Consider the following 21,747-nt stretch of genomic DNA (forward strand, 5'->3'; position numbering starts at 1 on the left):
CACCAGCCCCACCAGCCCGACGCATCGAGAACAGGACCCCGCACGTGAGCAGTCACACGGCCCACCCCACCCCCACCGGCATCCTCGTCGTCGGCGGCGGACTCGGCGGCGTCGCCGCGGCGCTCGCCGCCCTGGCGCGGGGGCACTCGGTGGTACTCACCGAGGAGACCGACTGGCTCGGCGGGCAGCTCACCAGCCAGGGCGTGCCGCCCGACGAGCACCCGTGGATCGAGCAGTTCGGCTGCACGCGCACCTACCGGGCGCTGCGCGACGCGATCCGCGACTACTACCGCACCTGGTATCCGCTGACCGACGAGGCCCGCGGGCGCCGCGACCTCAACCCGGGCGAGGGCCGGGTCAGCAGGCTGTGCCACGAGCCGCGGGTGGCCGCCGCCGTGCTGGACGCGATGGTCGCGCCGTATGTCGCGGCCGGGCGGCTGCGGGTGCTGTACCGGCACCGGCCCGTCGCGGTCGCGGTCGACGGCGACCTGGTCCGTTCCGTCGTGGTCGAGGGACCCGACGGGGAACGCGCCGAGGTGGCCGCGCGCTACGTGCTGGACGCCACCGAGCTGGGCGACCTGCTGCCGCTCGCGGGCGCCGAGCATGTGACGGGCTTCGAGTCCCGGCACGACACGGGCGAGCCGAGCGCCCCCGAGGAGGCGCAGCCGGACAACATGCAGGCGTTCTCCTGGGTGTTCGCCGTGGAGCACCGCGCGGGCGAGGACCACACCGTGGACCGCCCGGCGGACTACGAAGCCTGGGCCGCCTACCAGCCGCCGCAGTGGCCGAACCCGCTGCTCAGCCTGACCGCGCCCGACCCGCGGACGCTGGAGACCAGCACGCGCGACTTCATCCCGAACGCCGAGTCCGGCCCGGTGGTCGCCGACCAGTCCAAGGACCCGGGCGACAAGGAGCTGTGGGCGTTCCGCAGGGTGCTGTCCCGCGCCGTGCTGCGGCCGGGCTTCGCGCTGAGCGACGTCACCATCGTCAACTGGCCGATGATCGACTACCTTCCGGGCCCGCTGATCGGCGTGAGCGAGGAGGAGAGGACCCGGCACCTGGCGGGCGCGCGGGAGTTGAGCCTCAGCATGCTGTACTGGCTCCAGACCGAGGCGCCGCGCCCCGACGGGGGCACCGGATGGCCCGGGCTGCGGCTGCGCGGCGATGTGATGGGCACCGCGGACGGGCTGGCGAAGGCCCCCTACATCCGCGAGTCGCGGCGCATCCTGGCGCGGCGCAGGGTCGTCGAGCAGGACCTGTCGTTCGCCGTCCGCGGCGAGGCGGGCGCGGTGGCCTACCCGGACTCGGTGGGCGTCGGGATGTACCGCATCGACCTGCACCCCTCGACCGGCGGCGACACCTATATCGACGTCGCCAGCTGCCCGTTCCAGATCCCGCTGGGCGCGCTGCTCCCGGTCCGCCTGCGGAACCTGCTCCCCGCGGGCAAGAACATCGGCACGACGCACATCACCAACGGCTGCTACCGGCTCCATCCGGTGGAGTGGAACGTGGGCGAGGTCGCCGGGTCGCTGGCGGCGCACTGCCTGGAGGAGGGCGTCGAGCCGGGGCAGGTCCACGAGGACGCCGAGCGGCGCTCCGGCTTCCAGGAGGAGCTGGTGCGCGCCGGGGTCGAGCTGGCCTGGCCGCGGGTGGGGGCGTACTGATGTCCGGCGGAGCGGACGCGGCGCGCGGGGAGGCGCGCGGGCAGGCACACGGGGCGGGGGCGCGCGCCGACGGCAGGGAGTTGCTGGGCGGCGTGATGGTGCCGCTGGTCACGCCCATGTCCCGCCCCGGCGTCCCGTCCGCCGAGGGGGCGGACGGGCTGCTGCGGGCGCTGGCTGCGGCGGGGGCGCGCGGCCTGATGCTGTTCGGCAGCAACGGCGAGGGCCCGCTGCTGGAGACGGGCCCGGGGCTCGGGACGTTCGCCGCCGCCGTCGACGCGCGGTGGCGCGAACTGACCGGAGGCGGCCCGGTCCTGGTCAATGTCACCGCGGCGGGCACCGGGGAGGCGCTCGCCCGCGCCGAGGCGGTGCTCCCGGCGCGCCCCGACGCGCTGGTCCTGAGCCCGCCGATCTACTACCACCACCGCGACGACGAGATCGTGGCGCACTACGCGGCGTTCGGCGGGCTCGGCGTGCCGGTGGTCGCCTACAACGCGCCGCGCTACAGCTGCCCGCTCTCGCCCTCGCTGATCGACCACCTGGCGGCGCTGCCGCACCTGGTGGGGATGAAGGACAGCTCGGGCGACCCCGGGCTGCTGGCCCACGCCGTCGCGGCGGCGGGCCGCTTCCCCGGCTTCGGGCTGAGCCAGGGCGCCGAGCCCCGGCTGCTGGAGGGGCTGCGGCAGGGCGCCCACGGGATCGTGCCGGGGGTGGCGAATCTGGCCCCCGCCCTCGCCGTCGGGCTGTTCGCCGCGCACCGCGCCGGGGACGGCGAGGCGGCGGAACGGGCGCAGCGGACGCTCGGCTCGATCCTCGCCCTTCACGGCGTCCGCCCCGGCGTCCCCGCCGTGAAGTCCGTCCTGGCGGCGCGCGGCCTGTGCCCGCCGCATGTGGCCGCCCCGTTCGCGCCGTGTACCCCGGCCGAACGGGACGCCCTGCTCGCGCTGCTGGCCCCCTGGTCGGATCAGCTGATCACGGCCGGAGGCCCCGGGGCCCCGTAGCCCTCGGCCGCCCGCGCCGCCACGAGGGCGAGGTGGCGCGGGTGGACTCCCCCGTGTTCGTGTGCGTGGTCATGTGTCCGTCCCCCTGGTCGGTGGTGGTGCCGGTCCATCGGTGTGCGATGGCGTGCCTCGTGGTCGTCGGGACATCGTGGTCATCGTGTCCGCCGGCCACTGGACACCACTCTGCACTCCGTCATCTGGAGGAATCTTGCGGGACTCTTGAATGCGCAGCTCAGGCCGGTTATCAAGGGGTGGGTGGGACACGGGAGTCGACGGGAACGTGTGATGACGGCGGAGTTCGGGCTGCTCGGTGGCGTCGAGGCCAGGGTCTGCGGGCGGCGCCTCGAACTGGGCCACGCCCGGCAGCGGCATGTGCTGGCCGCGCTGCTCGTCGACGCCAACCGCTCCGTCTCCCGGGGCGAGTTGGTCGAACGGCTGTGGGGTGAGGACCCTCCGCAGCGGGCCCACGGGACGCTCTACAGCTATCTCTCACGGCTGCGCGGCGCGCTGGCCCCCGCGCGGGACGTGAGCATCGGGCGGCGCTCCGGCGCCTACGTGCTGACGGTGGACCCGGCCGCCGTGGACCTGCACCGGTTCCGCGGCCTGGTCGAACGGGCCGCCGCCGAGGAGGACGACGCCCGCGCCGCCGCCCTGTTCGAGGAGGCGCTCCGGCTGTGGCGGGGCGAGGAGCACGGGTTCCCGGACACGCCCTGGTTCAACGCGCTGGGCGCCCGCCTCGCGCTGGACCGTTACGCGGCCGAACTCGACCTGGGGGACGCCCGCTTACGCCTGGGCCGGCACGACGCCCTGCTGCCCGGTCTGATGGCACGGACGGCGGAACACCCCCTGGACGAGCGGCTGGCCTGGCAGTTCATGCTCGCCCTCCACCGGAGCGGGCGGGCCGGGGACGCGCTGGAGCGGTACGAGGCGATCAGGCGTCGCCTGGCCGAGGAACTGGGGGCCGACCCGGGCGACGCGCTGCGCACCCTGCACCGCCGGATCCTCACCGAGGACCCGGCGCTCAGGGCCCCGGCGCCCCGGGCGGCGCGGTCCCCCGCACGGCCCCCGGTGCCACGCCAACTGCCCGCCGCGCCCGCCCTGTTCACCGGCCGGAAGCGGGAGCTCGACGAGCTGGCCGAGGCACTCGGCGGGACGCGGGGCGAGGACGGCGGGCGGCGCGCCATGGCGGTGGCGGCCATCGGGGGCGCGGGCGGCATCGGCAAGACGTGGCTCGCCCTTCGCTGGGCCCATGACCACGTGGACCGTTTCCCCGACGGCCAGTTGTATGTGGACCTGCGCGGATTCCACCCCTCGGACGAGCCCACGCGGCCCGCCGCCGCGGTGCGCGGGTTCCTCTCCGCGCTCGGCGTCGAGCCCGCCTCCGTCCCCTCCGAACCCGACGCCAGGACCGGCCTGTTCCGCAGCCTGACCGCGGAGCGCAGGCTGCTGGTGGTCCTGGACAACGCCCGCGACACCGAGCAGGTCGTGCCCCTGCTCCCCGGCAGCCCCGGCTGCGCGGTCCTGGTCACCAGCCGCCATCGCCTGGTCGGCCTGGCCGGCGCGCACGGCGCGCGGCTGATCGGCCTCGACGTGCTGCCCCACCACGAGGCGCGCACGCTGCTGGACCGCCACCTCGGCGAGGACCGCGTCGCCGCCGAGCCCGGGACCGCCGCCGAGCTGCTGGAGCGGTGCGCCGGGCTGCCGCTGGCGATCAGCCTCGTCGGCGCCCACGCCGCGGGGCGGCCGGGCACGCCGCTGGCCGCGCTGGCCGAGCCGCTGCGCGAGGCCGGGACCCGGCCCGGCGCCCCGGGCGCCCCCGGCGCGGCGGACGCCGGTGAGGCCGCGGGCACCCTGGACGCCCTGGACGGCGGCGCGCTGGACGCGGGCCTGCGGAGGGTGTTCACGGCCTCCTGCCGCGCGCTGGACGAGGAGGCGGCGCGGGCGTTCCGGCTGCTGGGACTCGCCCCCGGACCCGACATCGGCCTCCCGGCCGCGGCGGCGCTCCTCGGCCTCGAACCGGCCGGGGCCCGCGGGCCGTTGCTCCGCCTCCTCGCCGCGCACCTGATCGCCGAGCACGCCCCGGGCCGCTTCCGCATGCACGACCTGACCCGGCAGTACGCGGCCGAGCGCGCGCGACGGATGCCCGGCGGCGAGCGGGACGCCGCCCTGCGGCGGGTGGTGGACTTCCTGCTGCACACGGCCTACCGCGCCGACCACCTCATGGACGCCTATCCGCTGCCGTTCGAGCGGGGCGAGCCCGAACCCGGCTGCGTTCCCCTGGAGTTGGACGGGCCCGAGGCGGCGCGCGGCTGGTTCGCCGCCGAGTACGAGGGGCTGCTCGCGGCCCAGCGCGCCGCCCACCGGCGGGGCTGGCACGCGCGGGCGTGGCGCCTGGCCTGGGCGCTGGACGGCCACCAGACCTACCACGCCATCGGGCCCGAGCACATCGCGTCCTGGCGGACCGCCCTGGAGAGCACCCGGCGGCTCGGCGACGCCGTCGCCCAGGCACTCGCCCACCGGCGCCTGGGCAACGCGCTGCTGCGGGCCGGGGAGGCGGCAGCCGCGCTGACCCACCTGGGCGAGGCCCTCGCCCGCTTCGAGACCTCGGGCGATCCACGCGAGCGGGCGCAGACCCTGAAGGCCATGACACACGCCCACGCCAGGAACGGGGACCCCGAACGGGCCGAGGAGCACGCCGAGTTGGCGCTCGGCCTCTTCCGGGCGGCGGGCGACGCCGTCGGGGAGGCCAGGACGCTCAACTCCCTCGGGTGGACACAGGCGTTGCGCGGCCACTTCGATCCGGCCCGCGGCAACTGCGAGCGGGCGCTAGGGCTCTTTCGGAGCCACCGCCACCCCGGGGGCGAGGCCGCGACGCTCGACAGCCTGGGCTACATCGCCCTGCGCACGGGGGACGCCGCCGGTGCGGTCGGGTACTACCGGCGCTCGCTCGCACTCAACAACGCCCCCGGGGGCGACCCGCACAACGCCGCGAACACCCTGGTCAGGCTCGCCGAGGCCCATGAGGCGCTCGGCCGGCGCGGCGAGGCCGACGCCACCCGGCGCGCGGCGCTGGACCTGTTCATGGCCCAGCACCGCGTCACCGAGGCCCGGCGGCTGCGGGAGCGGCTGCTCCCGCGGTGGGATCCGGACGGTGAGACGCCGAGAGCGGGGCCTCGTCGCCGGGATCCCGACGACGGGTCCTAGGCGGACTGCACCGGCTTGAACATCACGCTGCCCGCGGGCTCGCTCTGGAAACCGCTGTTCGGCGGGACCTCGTGGCCCAGCGCGTGGTTGCAGGCGCCGTCGCCGTAGAGCTCGGCCGTGAAGACGGTGTTGTTGTAGCCCGAGGTCACCGGCTTGTCGGGGGCCTCCAGCATGTAGCACTGGTAGCTGGCGGGGCCCTCGATCTCGCCCTCGTTCCCGTCGGGCAGGCTGAAGCGGAAGGTGCCCGTCACCTCCGCGTGAGCGGTGGCGGCGGGACCCGCGAGGGCGAGCAGGGCGCCGGCGGCGGCCACCCCGGCGATGTGTCGAATGTGCATGGCTGTCCTCTCGTGAGGCTGATGATGATCGCCCGCCCTCTTACCCGGCGCAACCGGCCGAATGCGTACGGTACTTCCATCGCGTGGTCCCGGTCCCCCTGGAGAGTGGCGCGCCGGACGGCCTGTGACAGAATCGCGGACAAGGTCACGAGTGACAGCAGTTGAGGGCCCCGGCCCGCTGTCCGGCAACCCTCCCTCCGCGGCGGGGTGCCCCGGGTGATGACCGGGCCGCGGGCGCAGGGTCCGCGGCAAGCGCGGATCAGGGAGTCGTCCCCATGACCCTTACTGTCGGCACGCCGCCTTTGCCCGTCATCAGCGCGGACGTGCGCGTTCCCCTCGGCGGCGGCGGAGACATCACCTACGCGGCGCTCGACTATGCCGCGAGCGCCCCGGCGCTGCGCGAGGTGTGGGACGACGTCGCGGACTTCGCGCCGTATTACGCCAGCGTGCACCGGGGCGCGGGCCATCTCTCGCAGCGCGCCACCGAGCTGTTCGAACGCAGCCGGGCGACGGTCGCCTCGTTCCTCCACTGCCGCCCGGGTGACCAGGTGGTGTTCACCCGCTCCACCACCGACTCGCTGAACCTGCTGGCCGCCGCACTCCCCGCCGGGACGCGGGTGTTCGTCTTCGAGACCGAGCACCACGCGCTGCTGCTGCCCTGGCGCCGCCACCCCACCACCTGCCTGGGCACGCCGCGTTCGCCCGAGGAGGCGGTGCTGGCGGCCGATGAGGCGCTCGCGGCGGTCCCGGCGGGGACGCCCACGCTGCTGTGCGTCTCGGGCGCCTCCAATGTGACGGGCGAGCTGTGGCCCGTGCGCGAACTGGCCGCCGTGGCGCGGCGCCACGGGGCGCGGGTGGTGCTGGACGCGGCGCAGCTCGCGCCGCACCGGCCCGTGGACCTGACGGAACTGGGCGTGGACTGGGTCGCGTTCTCGGGCCACAAGCTGTACGCGCCCTTCGGCGCGGGCGTGCTGGCCGGGCGGGGCGACTGGCTGCGCGCGGCCGAGCCCTATCTCGCGGGCGGCGGGGCGACGCGGGTCGTGACGCGGGCGGCCGACGGGCGGCTGGACGTCGAGTGGGCGCGGGACGAGGCACGCCACGAGGCGGGCTCGCCCAACGTCATCGGCGCGGTGGCGGTCGCCGCCGCCTGCCGGGCGCTGGCGGGGGCGGGCTTCGAGGCGCTGGTGGCGCACGAGGAGCGCCTGCTGAGGACGCTGCGCGCCGGTCTCGCCTCGGTGCCGGGGGTCAGGGAGCTGTCGCTGTTCGGACCCGCGGCGCCACGGGTGGCGGTGGTCTCGTTCACCGTCGCGGGCCGGGACGCGGCCGGGTTCGCGCGGGAGCTGTCGGAGCGGTACGGCATCGGGGTGCGGGCGGGGATGTTCTGCGCGCAGCCGCTGGTGCGGGAGCTCCTGGGCGAGGACGGGCGGGGCGGGAGCGCCGGGTGCGAGGGACCGGGCGCGGCGGTGCGGGTGAGCTTCGGCGCGGGCACCCCGGACGAGCACGTGGAACGGCTGGTGCGCGCCGTCCGGGAGCTGGCCGGGGCGACCACCCAGTGATATGTTTGCTTTCAAAGCAAACACACCTGGAGCGGAGGCGTGTCCCGCGTGAGCGACTGGAATAAGCGGATCATCGAGGAATTCCGCGCGAACAACGGGCGGGTGGGCGGCATGTTCGAGGGCGCGCCGCTGGTCCTGCTGACCACGGCGGGCCGCAGGACCGGCCGCCCCCACACCACCCCGGCCGTCTGCCTGAGGGATGGCGACCGCTACCTGGTCTTCGGTTCCAACGCGGGCGGCGACCGCCACCCGGACTGGTATCTGAACCTGCTGGCCTCACCCCAGGTGACGCTGGAACTCCCCGGCGAGGCGGGCGAGGGCAGGCCGCTCGCGGCGCGCGCCGTTCCGCTGGAGGGTGAGGAGCGCGACCGCTACTGGGAGCTCCAGTGCGAGCGGGACCCCGCGTTCCTGGCGTACCAGAGCGGCACGGAGCGGACGATTCCGGTGGTCGCCCTCCACCCGCTCGTCCTCTCCGCCGACGACGACCGCGCCCGGCTGGTGGGCGAGCAACTGCGCCGCCACCACGCCGACCTGCGCGGCCAACTGGCCGCGCTTCGCGCCGAGATCGACCAGGCCCTCGCCGGGGCCCCGGCCACCGGCGGAACGGGCGGGGCCGCCGGAGCCGCCGAGGAGCTGCGCCGCCACTGCCTGCGGTTCTGCTACGGCCTCCAGCTGCACCACACCAGGGAGAACGGCGCCTTCACCGCGTTCGAGCGGCGGTTTCCCGAGCTCGCCCCCGCGCTCGACCGCCTCCGCGCCGAGCACCTCGTGGTGGAGGAGGCCCTGACCCGCTTCGCGGCCCTGCTCGGCGGCGAGGGGACCGGCCCGGCGACCCTGCGTGCCGAGCTGGACCGCCTGGTCACCGGCCTGGAGGAGCACTTCGCCTACGAGGAGGCGCAGCTGATCCCGGCGCCGTAGGGGGCCGCGCCGCCTGCGGTAGCGTGGGGCCTCCTGATCGTTGCGGCCACGGGGGTCGTGTGACCGAGGGGGTCCCGGCGTGGCCGGTGCGGAGCTGAGTTCGGACGAGGCGATCCGGGCCATGCTGCTGCTGATGCCGCGCGTGGCGGCCAGGCTCAAGCGGATCGCCCTCCCCGAGGCGCTGCGCTCGTTCAACCTGGCCCCGCGGCACCTGTCGCTGCTGGCCTATCTCCTCTTCGACGGCCCGCAGCCGGTCAGCGCGCTCGCCACCCGCCTCGATGTCGCGCCCACCACGGTGTCGCTGATGGTCGGCGACCTCAGCAGGCAGGGCGTGCTGGAACGCCACCCGGACCCGGAGGACGGGCGGCGCACCATCGTGACGCTCAGCGGAGACCCCGAGACGCGCGCCGCCATCGAGGGGTGGCTCGCCAACGGCGCGGAGGCGTGGCGGTCCGCGTTCGCCCCGCTCTCCCCCGGCGAACGGGCGCTGTTCGTGGACACCATGCGCCGCTACGAGCGCGAGGCTCTTGGCGGCGAGGCGGGCTGAGCCTTCGCATTCTGCGCTGTCTGCGGGGGTGGAGTGCGGCCGTGGTGGGGTGGGGCGGCTTCTACGCCTGGCTTAGGTGGCGCGGGCTTGGCCGGGTGTCTGTTTCGTGCGGATGCACGAGGGAGGCACCTACGGGGGGAGGGTTCGTGGGTGTTCGCCNGAGACCCCGGCCCGCGGATGCGCGTCCGCCGACCGGGGCCTCGCCCTGTGCCGTGCCGTGCCGTGCCGATCAGCCGTTGGTGATCTCGATGTCGTCGATGAACGCGTCGAAGCCGCCGGTGGCCTCGTCCAGACCGGGGCCGAACCTAGGCAGCCCCCGCTGGTGGTACTGGTCGTCCGTGGTGGTGGCGCTGCCGTGAAAGTCGATGGGGTGGCGGATACATGAAAAGGCGCTCCGGGCAGGGGCGATGCGGCCGGGAGCGGGTGCGGTCCGGCGGTCCGCAGACATCCCATGTCTCGGCCGGGGGCTGTCCGGTTCGGCCCCGGTCTGGACGTCTGTGCGGTCCCCGGACTATAAATCGGTCCCATGTACAAGCGTAGGCGCAGGCCCAGGGAGGCCCCTTGTGAGTGACCAGGAATTCGCCGGGCTCGCCGCCGTCGTGACCGGCGGCGCCTCGGGCATCGGCCTGGCGACCGCGGCGTTGCTCGCCCGGCGCGGTGCCCGCGTCGCCTGCCTGGACCTGGTGCCCGAGGTGCCGGAGCCGCTGATCGGCGTCCGCGCCGACGTCGCCGACGACGACGCGGTGCGCGCCGCGGTCGCGCAGGCGGCGGAGGCGCTGGGCGGGGTGGACATCCTCGTCAACAACGCGGGCATCGGTGCCCAGGGCACCATCGAGGACAACCCGGACGAGGAGTGGCGCCGCCTGTGGGAGGTCAACGTCCTCGGCATGGTCCGCACCACCCGTGCCGCGCTGCCCCACCTGCGGGCGTCCCGGCACGCCGCCGTCGTCAACACCTGCTCGGTCGCCGCCACCGCGGGGCTGCCCAACCGGGCGCTCTACTCGGCCACCAAGGGGGCGGTCCTCGCCCTCACCCGGGCCACCGCCGCCGACCTCGTCGCCGACGGCATCCGCGTGACCTGCGTCAACCCCGGCACGGCGGACACCCCCTGGATCGCCCGGCTGCTGGGCGCCGCCGACGACCCCGCGGCCGAGCGCGCCGCCCTGGAGGCCCGCCAGCCCACCGGCCGGCTGGTCAGCGCGGACGAGGTCGCCACCGCCATCGCCTATCTCGCCAGCCCTCTCTCCGGCGCCACCACCGGCACCGACCTCGCCGTCGACGGCGGCATGCAGGGCCTCCGCCTCCGCCCCAGGTGAGCGGCCCGGTCCACGCGCGGCCGGGGCCCGGCGGACGGTGGTGTGCCGTCCGCCGGGCCCCGGCTCCGAGGGGGAAGAGGGGTCAGGGCGCCGCGAACTGGATCGAGTCCAGGTCGAACGAGTTCTCCTGCGGCGCGTCGAAGACGAGATACAGCTTGTGCGTCCCGGCCAGTTCCGCGACCGGCACGGCGGGCGTGGACTGATAGACGTCCCAGTCACCGGTGTTGGGGACCGGGGTGGTGGCCAGCAGCTCGCCGTCCGGCGCGCCCGCCCGCAGTTCGATCGCGCCGCCGCCGAACGGCGAGGACACCCGGTAGCTCACCGAGCCCGTTCCCTCGACGCTCATCGGCTCGAACGCGATCCAGTCGCCGTCGCTGATGTCCCCGATGCGCTCGCCGTTCTCCGCGTCGGGCTGCGAGACGATCCGCGTCCCGGACTGGTCGTGGTGGTACTCGGCCTGCTTGTCCCGCGGCTGGAGCACCGACCGTCCGTAGCCGGTGAGCGCGCCCGTGCCCTCGCCGCCCCCGTCGGTGTAGCGGGCGTTGAGCACGTACCACAGGTCCGCGCCCTCCGGGTGGCCGCCGAGGTCGCCGGTGTCCACCGTGCCCTCGCAGCCCGCCAGGTCGGTCGTCGGGTGCTCGTGGTCGTCGTGGCCGAGGGCCGGGTTGACGAACACCTGCGAGCAGTCGATCTCGCCGTCCTCGGGGTCCGTGACCGTCACCCGGTACGGTATCTGGTCGCCGAAGTCGATCAGCTGGCCGCTGACCGGGAACTCGATCGCCACGGAGGGCGCGGTGTTGCCCGCGGTGACGGGGACGTTGTCGAAGCCCTCGTTCCCCTCCGGGTCGGTCACGCGCAGCTGGGCGGTGAACTCGCCCGGCTCCTCGTAGGTGTGGGACGCGTTCGGCTCGGTCGAGTCGAACGTGCCGTCGCCGTCGAAGTCCCAGGCGTAGGCCAGCTCCCCGCCGTCCGGGTCGCTCGTCCCCTCGCTGGAGAAGTCGACCGCCAGCGGCGTGGGTCCGCTGGTGACCGAGGCGGTCGCCGAGGCCACCGGGGAACGCCCGCCGCGCACGTAGTCGATGCGGTACAGCCCCGAGTCGTTGTTGCCGCCGCCGAACTCGCTTCCCCACTCCAGGAGATACAGCGAGCCGTCGGGCCCGAACGTCATGTCCATCGGGCTGGCGAACTGCTGCGAGGACAGGAAGTCGTTGATCTTCAGGACCTCGTCGTCCGCGTCGAGCTGGATCTCCTTGATGTAGTCGCGGCCCCACTCGTAGAAGAAGTGCGCCCCGTCGAAGTACTCGGGGAACTTGGTGGGGGAGGGGTTGTCCGGGTCGTAGGAGTAGACGGGGCCGCTCATCGGGGCCGAGCCGCCCTCGCCCATCTCGGGGAACTGCTCGGAGACCTCGTAGCCGTACCAGACCTCGGGGAGTTGCACGGGCGGCAGCTCGGTCAGGCCCGTGTTGTTCGGCGAGGGGTTGGTCGGGTTGGCGCAGTCGAACTTCTCGCCGATCTCCCCGGTGTCCGGGTTGTACGGCGCGTACGGCTGGTTGTCACCGTGGCAGAAGGGCCAGCCGAAGTTGCCCGGCTCCTTGATGATGTTGTACTCCACCAGGCCCTCGGGGCCCCGCTCGGTCGTGGGCGGACCGCGGTCGGGGCCGTAGTCGCTGACGTGCACGAAGCCCGTCTCCTGGTCCACGGTGAAGCGGAACGGGTTGCGGAAGCCCATGGCGTAGACCTCGGGCAGCGTGCCCTCCGTGCCGGGCGGGAACAGGTTCCCCTCGGGCACCGTGTAGCCGCCGTCGTCGGTGGGGTCGATCCGCAGGATCTTGCCGCGCAGGTCGTTGGTGTTGCCCGCGGTGCGGGCCGAGTCCAGCATCTCCTGGCCCTCGCGCCAGTCGATCGGGGCGTACCCCTGCCAGTCGGTCGAGAGGTTGGGCGGCACGTCGTCGCCCGTGGACAGGTACAGGGTCCCGTCGGGGCCGAAGTCGAGGCTGCCGCCCGTGTGTCCGGGCTCCGGGTAGGTCCGGTCACGGTAGGCCGGGACCTCCAAAAGCACGGCCTCGCTCGCCGGGTCGAGGACGTTCTCCTCCACGGTGAACCGGGAGAGCCGGTTGACGTCCTCGGCGCTGTCGGCGGGCGCGTAGTAGAGGTACACCCAGTGGTTGGTGGCGAAGTCGGGGTCGAGCGCGAGGCCGACGAGGCCGTCCTCGCCCCCGGTGTAGACGTCGAGCGTGCCCGCGGTGGTGGTGGCGTGCGCCGCCGGGTCGTAGATCTGGAGCTGGCCGGCGCGCTGGGCGTAGAAGACCCGGCCGTCGTCCGCGACGTCGAGCTCCATCGGGTCCGCCGTGTCGTCGTCCAGGGCCACCTTGTCGTAGGTGTTCCACACGGTGCCGCCGCAGTCGCCGGGCGCGACGCCCGCCGCCCACCGCACGCCGCCGACCACATGGTCGCGGAACGACTCCTCCGTGTAGGAGGCCGCGTCGTGGCCCATCGCGGTGGCCCACACCTGGCCGCCCTCGGCCTCGCGGCACCAGGAGATCGGGTGGTCGGCGCCCATCGCCTCGCTGCCCGGGTCGTACGTCGACTCGTCGGCGGTGACCAGGACATGGACGTCGCCGCGGGGGTTGACGTCGAAGTTGTACCACTCCTCGGGGCGCTCCCAGCGTTCGGGGAGCATGCTGGTGGAGGGGTGCACCCGGTCGGCCACATGGGCGGTGCCGGGCAGCACACCGGGGGAGTGGGCCGGCATGTGCGCGCCGCCGTTGATCAGCTCGTCCCACCAGGGGAACTCGTTCTCGATGCCCATGTCGAGGGTGTTGTGCAGGGCGGCGATGCCTCCGCCGCCCGCCACGTAGTCCTGAACGGCCGTGCGCTGGGCGTCGGTCTCCCAGACCATCCCGGAGTTCTGGAGCATGACGACCACGTCGAACCCGGCGAGGTCGGCGTCGTTGAAGATCGCGGGATCGTCACTCTGCACGATCTCGAAATCGTTCTCCGCCGCCTCCTCCTCGAACATCTGGATGCCGGCGGGGATGGAGTCGTGCACGTAGCCGACGGCCCTGGTGAAGAGCAGGGCGCGGAACTCCGCGGCGTGCTCGTCCGCGGAGGCGGACGGCAGCGCGCCGACCGCGAGCAGCGGGGCGACGGCGAGCGCCACCGCGGCTCTCAAACGTTTTCTAGGCAGGCGGTGCATGTGGGGGGTGTCCTCTCCTGGCGGGTGCCTCTTTCGGGGGTGAGGGATCAGAGGGCGGCGAACGCCCGGCGCAGGAACGCCAGTCCGTCCACCGCGATGGTGTCCTGTCGGTCGGCCAGGGGCCGCCACACGGAGGCGGCGACCGCGATGGTCTCGTTGTGGGCGGTGAACGACTCGATGCAGAGCGGCCCCGCGTAGCCGCTGTCGAGGAGCGCGCTCAGAAAGCCCGCCCAGTCCAGGTGGTCGGCGCCCGGGGTGCCGCGGTCGTTGGCGCAGACCTGGACGTGCGCGACGCGCCCCTCGGCCCGTCGCACCGCGTCGGCGAGGCCGCGCTCCTCGATGTTCTGGTGATAGGTGTCGAGCGCCACGCCGACGCCGCCCTCCGGCAGGCCCTCCAGCGCCTCAAGCGTCTGCTCGACCGTGTTGAGCAGGCTGGTCTCGTACCGGTTCAGCGGCTCGACGGCCAGGACCACGCCCGCGGCCATCGCCCGTTCCACCACCGGGGCCAGGCCCTCCCTCAACTCCCGGTAGGCGGTGGCCCGTTCCGCCGCGTCCATGCGCCAGGTCCGGCCCACCGCCGCGTAGAGGGGCCCCGCGACCACCGGGGCGCCGACCTCCTCGGCCGCCTCCACGCAGCGCACCAGGTAGGCGCGGGTGGCGGCGACCGTCTCCGGCGTGGTCCGCACCAGGTCCCTGCCGGGCGGCATCACGGCGACGACGGCGGCGGGCCGCAGCCCGTGGGCCGCCAGGAGCGCCGCGGTGGGGGCGGGCTTCCAGTCGTCCGCGCTCTCCAGCGGCAGTTCCACCTCGTCGAAGCCCCACGCGGCCAGCCGCGGCACCGTCTCGGTCAGCGCCGCTCCGTCGACCGGCGAGTGCCAGATCCACGGATTGGCCCCGATGGTCAGCGCCTTCATCTACTCGCCGCCCCACTCGCCCGGATACCCGGGCATGCCCTCGCAGCCGCACATGGCGTAGTGCAGCGGCGGCATGTTCTCCTGCACGTAGCCGTCGAGGGTGTCCTGGGTGACGGTGGGCTGCGGCAGGCGCCACTCCTCGGGCACCTCCTCGCCCGCGAGGATCCGCAGCGCGGCGATGACCGGCGTGCGCCACTGGAAGGTGGGGTAGGTCGGCGCGATGGCCGTCAGGTCGCGCTCGCTCCACGCCTGGAGGAAGTCCTGCTGGTCCTCGCCGGTGATCGGCGGGACCTCCTCTCCCGCGTCCTCGAACGCCTCGATCGCCGCCACCGAGGTGGCCCCCGAGTCCATCCAGACGCCGTCGATGCCGCCGTGGCGCTGAATCGCGTCGGTCACGATGGACTTGGCGGTGGCCGGGTCGCCGTCGGTGAACTCCACGCCGACCACGTCGAGTCCGCTCTCCTCGAAGGCCAGCTCGGCGGCCGACCAGCGGTTCTCCAGCACGTCGACCCCGGGCGAGATCCGCAGCGCCAGGATCTTGCCGCCCGGCTCCACCTCGTCCACCAGGAAGTCGGCCGCCGCCGCGCCGTAGGCGTAGCCACCGATCGGGTGGATGAACGTCACGGGGCAGTCGGTGTTCACGCCCCGGTCGAAGACGATGACCGGCACCTGCCCGCACGCCTCCTCGACCGCGGGGGTCAGCGTGGCCGTGGTGTTGGGCGAGACGATGAGGGCGTCACAGTCCTGGCCGACGAGCTCCTGGATGTCGGAGATCTGCTTGTCGTCCTGCCCCTCCGCGTCGATCACGGTGAACTCGGTGATCTCCTCGTGCTGCGCGACCTCCTCCTCCATGGTCCGCAGGCCCACCTGCCGCCAGGGGTTGAAGACGCCCGCGTTGGAGAAGCAGAGGTGGACGTCCTCGACGGCGGGGAGCGCGTATTCCTCGGTGGAGATCATCTCCGGCAGCAGCATCTGCTCCCAGGGGCGGTCCTCGGGACCCTCCGGCGTCTCGCCCATCAGCGAGAGCTGCTGGTCGTACTCCTCCTGTGCGAAGAACTCCGCCTCCCCGCCGCCGTTCTCCGCGGGCTCCTCCGAGCCGGCCGGCGCCGAGGGGCCGCCCTCGGCCGGGGAGTCGCTCGAACAGGAGGCGAGGAACGTCGCCGTCAGCAGGACGGCGGCGAGAGCGGACCCGCGTCGTCCGAGCACGCGGGTGTGCCTGAGCCTGCGGGTGTGTCCGGTCGTGCGAATGTGTCCGGTCATGCGGGTACGTCCGGTCATGCGGGTACGTCCGATCACGAGGTGCGACCTCCACGGGTGCGGGAAGGGGTACGGCGGCGCAGCCGGGACCAGTCGGCGGCCCCGAGTCCGACGGCGGCGATGACGATCACGCCCTGGACGGTGGACTCCAGGGCGCCGGAGACGCCTTGGAGGTTGAGCAGGGTGAAGAGCGCGGTCAGGGAGAAGGCCCCGGCCATGGCGCCGACGACCGAGCCGCGCCCGCCGCCGAGCAGCACGCCGCCCAGGACGACGGCGGTGATCGCCTCGAACTCCAGGCCGGACCCGGCCTGGGCCGAGACGCCGGAGAAGCCGCCGATGAGCACCGCGGCCAGCGCGGCGGCGGCGCCGGAGAGGACGAACGCGACCGTGCGCACGCGGTGCACGCGCACGCCCGAGAGGGCGGCGGCCCGGTCGCTGTCGCCGGTGGCCATCAGGGTGCGCCCGAAGCGCGAGCGCATCAGCGCCACCGCGCCCGCGCCCACGGCGAGGCAGACCAGCACCGCCCACGGCAGGCCGAAGACGTCGTCGCGGCCCACGGCACGGAACTCGTCGGGCAGGTAGCCCTGCGGCGAGCCGCCGGTCCAGAAGAAGACCCCGCCCTCCAGGATCAGCATCATGCCGAGCGTGGTGATGAACGAGGGCACGCCGAGTCCCGTGGTCACCAGCCCGTTCACCAGGCCGACCACCGCCCCCGCCACCAGCAGCACGGCGCACACCACCAGCCAGTGCGCTCCGGGGAACTCGCTGTACAGCTCCGCCGCGACCACCACCCCGGTGGTCACCACGGCGCCGACGGACAGGTCGAACTGCCCGCAGACGATGACGAGATACTGCCCGGCGGCCAGCAGGACCAGGGGCGCGGCCCGCCGGATGAACGCCAGGAGGCGGTCCGGCTCGTAGAACCCGGGGTCGGTGACGGCCAGCGCCGCCAGCAGGATCAGCAGCAGGGCGTAGACGGGAAGTCCCGTTCCCAGCAGGGCGGTCGCCCGCGAGCGGCGGGTCTCGGCCGAGGCGGCGACGGGGGTCGCGACGGTCATGCGGTCCTCCCCACGGGTCCGCGCGCCGAGCGGCGGCGGCGGGCGTAGATGGCCACGGCCGCGATGATCACCACGCCGCGCAGGACGTTCTTGAAGAACGGGTCGACGGCGAGCTGGTTGAAGACGCTGTCCAGGACGGCCAGCACGACCACGCCGCCCAGCGTGCCGACGACCCCGCCCCGGCCGCCCGCGAGCAGCGTCCCGCCCAGGACCACCGCGGCGATCGACTCCAGGTCGTAACGGGCCTCGGTGCCGGCCCAGGGGGAGCCCGCGCCGAAGCGGGCGGCGAGGAAGAGGGCGGCGACGCCGACGCAGAGCGAGCAGAGCACATGGGCGAGCACCACGGTCCGCCGGGTGCGGACCCCGGAGAGCCGGGCGGCGTGCTCGTCGCCGCCGGTGGCGTACATGTGGTGGCCCAGGCGCGTTCTGCGGCAGACGACCCACAGCGCGACCGCCACCGCGGCCAGCAGGAAGAGCGAGACGGGGACCGGGCCGATCCGGTCGTAGCCCAGGCGCCGGAACGTCGAGGGCACGGATCCCGCGGGGCCCGTGTAGTTGTCCTCGATCCAGCCGCGCAGGATGAGGGCGGTGCCCAGCGTGGCGATGAACGCGTTGACCTTCAGGCCGGTGACGATCAGCCCGTTGGCCAGGCCGACCGCGGCGGCGAGCAGCAGGACGACCACCACGGCCGTCACGATGTTGCCGTCCTGCCCGTCCATGGTCTCGGCGGCGACCAGGGTGCCGAGGCTGACCAGATAGGCCACGGACAGGTCGAGCGAGCCGGTGAGGATGACCAGGGTCTGCCCCAGCGCGATGAGCCCGAGGGCCACGCAGTTCTGGAGGATGCCGGTGAGGTTGGGCTGGGTGAGGAACTCCCCGCCCCGCGCGCTGACGACGACCCAGCCGAGCAGCGTGACGCCGAGCGCGGCGAGCCAGACGCCCACGGCCGGGTCGGCGAGCCGGGCCGCGAGCCCCGACCCGGGTCCGGCCCCGGGCCGGGACCTGGGTCGGGCCCCCGGCCCGGGGCCGCGGCCGGCCGGCGTGGGGTGGTGGCCGGCCGCGGCGGGTCCCCGCTCGGGGTCCTTGGCGGGCGAGGTGGCCGAGTGCGGGCCGGTGGCCATCAGGCGCCACCGCCCTTGCGGCCGAGCACCGTCCGGTCGGTGGTGGCCAGGCGCATGATGTCCTCCTCGGAGGCGCCGGCGGGCAGTTCGCCCGCGAGGCGCCCGTCGGCCATGACGAGAACGCGGTCGCTCATCCCGATCAGCTCGGGCAGCTCCGAGGAGATCAGCAGGACCGCGAGGCCCTCCTGCGCCAGCTCCCTGACCAGGGTGTGGATGGCGGCCTTGGCGCCGACGTCGACGCCGCGGGTCGGCTCGTCGAAGAGCAGGACCTTCGGCCGCGCGGCCAGCCACTTGGCGATGACGACCTTCTGCTGGTTGCCGCCGGAGAGGAACCGCACCTCCCGGCCCGTTCCATGGGTGGGGAGCCGCACCCGTTCCAGCAGGCCCCTCAGCGCCTCCTCGTCCGGAGGGCGCCGCCTCGCGGGGACGGCCCGCGTCACCAGCAGGGCATTGTCCCTGACCGACTGGCGCAGGGCGAGCCCCTCGGTCTTGCGGTCCTCCGTCACCAGCGCGATCCCGGCGCGGATCGCCTGCCGGGGGCGCCGCGGCCGGAGGGGGGCGCCGTCGACCGTCATCGTGCCGCGGGTGAAGGGCGCGGCGCCGAACAGCGCCCGGGTCAGGGCGCTGCGCCCCGAGCCCTGGAGCCCGGCGACGCCCAGGATCTCACCGGCCCGCAGCGTCAGCGACATGTCCGACAGCCGGTCGTTCCCGGCGCCCGAGACGTCCAGCACGGGGTCCCCCGCCCGCCCCGCGCCCGCCCGCGGCGGGTAGTACGAGGTCAGCTCCCGTCCCACCATGGCGCGGACGACCGCGTCCATGTCCGTCTCGGCGGTGGCGACCGTGGTGACCCTGCGCCCGTCCTTCAGCACGGTGACGCGGCGGGAGAGCGCGAAGACCTCGCGCAGCCGGTGCGAGATGTACAGGATGCCGAGACCCCGGTCGGTCAGGCGGCGCACCAGGTCGTAGAGGGCGGCGACCTCGTGCTCGGCGAGGGCGGCGGTGGGCTCGTCCATCACGAGGATCCGCACGTCCGCGGCGAGCGCCTTCGCCACCTCGACCATCTGCTGCCGTGCCACCGAGAGGTCGCGCACCAGGGTCCGGGGGCCGACGCCGACCGCGCCGAGGTCGTCCAGCAGTTCGGCGGTGCGCCGCTCCATGGCGGCTCGGTCGACCAGGCCCCAGCGGGTGGGCTCCCGCCCGAGGAGAACGTTCTGCGCGACGGTGCGGTCCGGGAGGAGCGCGAGCTCCTGGTGGATGATGCCGACCCCGGCCGCCTGGGCCTGCGCGGGGTGGCTGAACGCGTGCTCCACCCCGTCGATCTCGATCCGGCCGCTGTCGGGGGTGTGCTCCCCGCTGAGCAGCTTCATCAGGGTCGACTTGCCGGCCCCGTTCTCGCCGACGATGGCGTGCACTTCTCCGGGGAGCAGGTCGAGGGTGACGTCATGGAGGACTCGGTTGCCGAGGAAGCTTTTTGACATGTCCCGCATCGTCAGCATGGAAGCAATGTCTTGGCAGAAGTTGTGACTGTCAAGGCGTCAAGCGCGGGTAATAACGCAGAAATGTTTCTAACTTCCGCTGACTGCCTATCAGCTTTTGCCTCTGAGAGGCCAAAGTTGCCCGGAGGTGTTCATGTCCGCAGCGCCGTCCACAGCGCCGACACCCCGCGGTCCCACGGCCGCCGCCCTCGCCTCTCCCGGCCAGGTCCTCGCCCTGGTCACCGAGGGCACGGCCGAGACCCGCGCCGACATCGCCCGGCTGACCGGGCTGGCGCGCTCGACCGTCTCCCAGCGGGTCGAGGCCCTGATCGCCCACGGCTTCCTCGACGAGCGCGCGGAGGGCGAGACGCCGGGGGCGCGGATGCCCAGAAAGCTGACGCTGCGCACGCGCGACCACCTGGTCGCGGGCGTCGGCCTGGGCGCGACGCACTGCCGCGTCTCCCTGCTGGACATCGGCGGCGAGGAACTGGCCACCCAGGAGGACCCGTTGCTGATCGGCGAGGGCCCCGACGCCGTGCTGGAACACGTCGCGCGCACCCTGCACGCGCTGCTCGCCGGCGTCGCGCGCCCCGCCTCCTCGCTGCGGGCCATCGGCGTGGGAGTGCCAGGACCCGTGGAGTTCCGCACGGGGAGGCTCGTCGACCCGCCCCTCATGCCGGGCTGGCACCAGTACCCGATCCCGCGGTTCTTCGCCGACCGGTTCGGCGTGAACACGCTGGTCGACAACGATGTCAACATGATGGCGCTCGGCGAGCAGCGCCGGATCTTCCCCGGCGTCGGTCACCTGCTCTTCGTCAAGGTCGGCACGGGCATCGGCTGCGGCGTCATCGCGGACGGGCGCCTGCACCGCGGGGCGCAGGGCTCGGCGGGCGACATCGGGCACATCAGGGTCGGCGTCGACAGCACGCCCTGCCGGTGCGGCAACGCCGGCTGCCTGGAGGCGGTCGCGGGCGGCGCGGCGCTCGCCCGCCGGCTCGGCGGCGCCGGCACCGTCGCCGCCTCGGGCAGCGACGTCGGCCGCCTGGTGCGCTCGGGCAACCACGAGGCCGTCCGCATGGTGCGCGAGGCGGGACGCTGCGTGGGCGATGTGCTCTCCGGGCTGATCAACTTCTTCAACCCCGAGGCCATCGTCCTGGGCGGCGCGCTGGCGGGGGTGCGCGACCAGCTGATCGCCGGGGTCAGGGAGGCCGTCTACCTCCGCTCCCACCCGCTCGCCACCCAGCACCTGATGATCGAGCCGAGCCGGACCAAGGGCAACGCGGCGGCCCTGGGCGCGGCCCTGCTGGCGACGGACCACGTCCTGTCCCCGGCCCGGGTGGACGCGGTCCTGGCCCGCGCGGCGCCGTGGGCCCCCGCGCCCGCCGCCCGCCCGGCCTCCGCTTCCGCACCTGCGGGTGAACGGGCCCGCACCGCCGTCCCCCGATCGGTGATGCCCGCGCCGGGCCCCCGACCGCTCCGATCCCCGGCCGTTGGCGGGGCGTCGCGTGAACAGGACACACGGCCGTCACTCACCGTCAGCTCCCGTCAACAACGCGGTGCGAGGATGGCGCCCTGCCGGATCCCGGCCGCCGACTCTCCCCACAGGAGCACCCGTTGCCGTCACCCGCCCGCCGTCCCGCCCACCGTTCCACGAGCCGTTCCACGAGCCGTCCCGCACGTCTGCTCGCCGCCGCCGCCCTCGCCGCGGTCGCCGCCCTGGTGACCACGCAGGCCCCCACCGCCACCGCGCGGCCGGGCGCCGCCGCGGGCGCGACCGGCGCCGACACCGCGCTGGAGTGGTTCGACGTCACCTCCGCCACCCTCACCGCCGGCGGCGCCCCCACCCAGGCCACCAACAGCCGCACCTGGGCCATCGGCTGGGCAGCCGCCGTCCGCGCCCTGGACGAGGCCCCGGCCGGCGAGGACGCCGCCGCCTTCCAGGACGCCGCGCTCGCGGGCGCCCTCCACCACACCCTCCTCACCCTGGTCCCCGCCCGCGCCACCGAGCTCGACGCCGCGCTGGCCACCACCCTGGACCGCGTCCCCGACGGCCCCGCCGAGGACGGCGGCCTCGCCGCGGGCCGCGCCGAGGCCGGGGCCCTGCTCGCCGGGCGCGAGGGCGACGGCCTCGCCCCCGAGGCCATCAACGTCGCCTTCCCCACGCCGGAACCCGCCCCCGGCGTCTGGC

The 21,747-nt window shown here is 74.4% G+C and carries 16 protein-coding genes, 1 pseudogene and 1 riboswitch; of the genes and pseudogenes, 9 read left to right on the forward strand and 8 right to left on the reverse strand.

Annotated features, from left to right (window positions below; all coding sequences use genetic code 11):
• Nucleotides 1–44 precede the first annotated feature (44 nt).
• The 3 genes from ADY01_RS24450 to ADY01_RS24460 all read left to right on the forward strand — a co-directional run bounded on the left by ADY01_RS24450 (nt 45) and on the right by ADY01_RS24460 (nt 5,866).
• Nucleotides 45–1,664, forward strand: coding sequence for an FAD-dependent oxidoreductase (locus ADY01_RS24450; RefSeq protein WP_049577757.1), 1,620 nt, complete (start codon nt 45–47; stop codon nt 1,662–1,664).
• Complete coding sequence (locus ADY01_RS24455) at nt 1,664–2,662, forward strand: dihydrodipicolinate synthase family protein (RefSeq protein ID WP_049577762.1); 999 nt, start codon at nt 1,664–1,666, stop codon at nt 2,660–2,662. The genes ADY01_RS24450 and ADY01_RS24455 overlap by 1 nt, the downstream gene beginning before the upstream one ends.
• 285 nt (nt 2,663–2,947) lie before the next feature.
• Entirely contained in the window at nt 2,948–5,866 is a 2,919-nt protein-coding gene (locus tag ADY01_RS24460) for an AfsR/SARP family transcriptional regulator (RefSeq protein WP_063784338.1), read from the forward strand.
• On the opposite strand, the gene ADY01_RS24465 is transcribed toward ADY01_RS24460, so the two are convergent.
• Complete coding sequence (locus tag ADY01_RS24465; protein ID WP_159001383.1) at nt 5,863–6,201, reverse strand: hypothetical protein; 339 nt, start codon at nt 6,199–6,201, stop codon at nt 5,863–5,865. The genes ADY01_RS24460 and ADY01_RS24465 overlap by 4 nt on opposite strands.
• A gap of 143 nt (nt 6,202–6,344) precedes the next feature.
• Nucleotides 6,345–6,462: riboswitch (SAM riboswitch) on the forward strand.
• A 14-nt stretch (nt 6,463–6,476) separates the two neighbouring features.
• Here ADY01_RS24465 and ADY01_RS24470 point away from each other — a divergent pair.
• The 3 genes from ADY01_RS24470 to ADY01_RS24480 all read left to right on the forward strand — a co-directional run bounded on the left by ADY01_RS24470 (nt 6,477) and on the right by ADY01_RS24480 (nt 9,222).
• Entirely contained in the window at nt 6,477–7,757 is a 1,281-nt protein-coding gene (locus tag ADY01_RS24470; protein ID WP_049577767.1) for an aminotransferase class V-fold PLP-dependent enzyme, read from the forward strand.
• A 48-nt stretch (nt 7,758–7,805) separates the two neighbouring features.
• Entirely contained in the window at nt 7,806–8,675 is an 870-nt protein-coding gene (locus tag ADY01_RS24475; protein WP_049577789.1) for a nitroreductase/quinone reductase family protein, read from the forward strand.
• A gap of 79 nt (nt 8,676–8,754) precedes the next feature.
• Entirely contained in the window at nt 8,755–9,222 is a 468-nt protein-coding gene (locus tag ADY01_RS24480) for a MarR family winged helix-turn-helix transcriptional regulator (RefSeq protein WP_049577770.1), read from the forward strand.
• A gap of 229 nt (nt 9,223–9,451) precedes the next feature.
• On the opposite strand, the gene ADY01_RS24485 is transcribed toward ADY01_RS24480, so the two are convergent.
• Nucleotides 9,452–9,670, reverse strand: a complete 219-nt coding sequence (locus ADY01_RS24485) for a hypothetical protein (RefSeq protein WP_049577771.1) — start codon at nt 9,668–9,670, stop codon at nt 9,452–9,454.
• Between the two features lie 115 nt (nt 9,671–9,785).
• Between ADY01_RS24485 and ADY01_RS24490 the strand changes: the two genes are divergently transcribed.
• Entirely contained in the window at nt 9,786–10,538 is a 753-nt protein-coding gene (locus ADY01_RS24490) for an SDR family NAD(P)-dependent oxidoreductase (protein ID WP_049577774.1), read from the forward strand.
• An 82-nt stretch (nt 10,539–10,620) separates the two neighbouring features.
• On the opposite strand, the gene ADY01_RS24495 is transcribed toward ADY01_RS24490, so the two are convergent.
• From ADY01_RS24495 to ADY01_RS24520, 6 genes are all read right to left on the reverse strand, one after another.
• Nucleotides 10,621–13,710, reverse strand: a complete 3,090-nt coding sequence (locus ADY01_RS24495; protein WP_234320388.1) for a ThuA domain-containing protein — start codon at nt 13,708–13,710, stop codon at nt 10,621–10,623.
• A gap of 71 nt (nt 13,711–13,781) precedes the next feature.
• Nucleotides 13,782–14,648: a sugar phosphate isomerase/epimerase family protein gene (locus ADY01_RS24500; RefSeq protein ID WP_049577778.1), complete on the reverse strand. Its 867-nt coding sequence runs from the start codon at nt 14,646–14,648 to the stop codon at nt 13,782–13,784.
• Complete coding sequence (locus ADY01_RS24505; protein WP_078900568.1) at nt 14,649–15,908, reverse strand: substrate-binding domain-containing protein; 1,260 nt, start codon at nt 15,906–15,908, stop codon at nt 14,649–14,651.
• A gap of 32 nt (nt 15,909–15,940) precedes the next feature.
• The gene (locus tag ADY01_RS24510; RefSeq protein ID WP_049577781.1) at nt 15,941–16,963 is read right to left on the reverse strand and encodes an ABC transporter permease; all 1,023 of its coding nucleotides are present in this window, start codon (nt 16,961–16,963) and stop codon (nt 15,941–15,943) included.
• Nucleotides 16,960–18,084: an ABC transporter permease gene (locus tag ADY01_RS24515; protein WP_078900569.1), complete on the reverse strand. Its 1,125-nt coding sequence runs from the start codon at nt 18,082–18,084 to the stop codon at nt 16,960–16,962. The genes ADY01_RS24510 and ADY01_RS24515 overlap by 4 nt, the downstream gene beginning before the upstream one ends.
• Nucleotides 18,084–19,580, reverse strand: a complete 1,497-nt coding sequence (locus tag ADY01_RS24520; RefSeq protein WP_049577784.1) for a sugar ABC transporter ATP-binding protein — start codon at nt 19,578–19,580, stop codon at nt 18,084–18,086. The genes ADY01_RS24515 and ADY01_RS24520 overlap by 1 nt, the downstream gene beginning before the upstream one ends.
• Before the next feature lie 133 nt (nt 19,581–19,713).
• On the opposite strand from ADY01_RS24520, the gene ADY01_RS24525 reads away from it, so the two are divergent.
• Both ADY01_RS24525 and ADY01_RS24530 read left to right on the forward strand, forming a co-directional pair.
• Entirely contained in the window at nt 19,714–21,282 is a 1,569-nt protein-coding gene (locus ADY01_RS24525; RefSeq protein WP_078900570.1) for an ROK family transcriptional regulator, read from the forward strand.
• Nucleotides 21,279–21,747, forward strand: a pseudogene (locus ADY01_RS24530) (phosphoesterase PA-phosphatase); the annotation flags it as partial. The gene ADY01_RS24525 and the pseudogene ADY01_RS24530, both read left to right, overlap by 4 nt.

The organism is Streptomyces sp. SBT349 (genome assembly GCF_001083795.1).
In the GTDB taxonomy this organism is placed as follows: domain Bacteria; phylum Actinomycetota; class Actinomycetes; order Streptomycetales; family Streptomycetaceae; genus Streptomyces.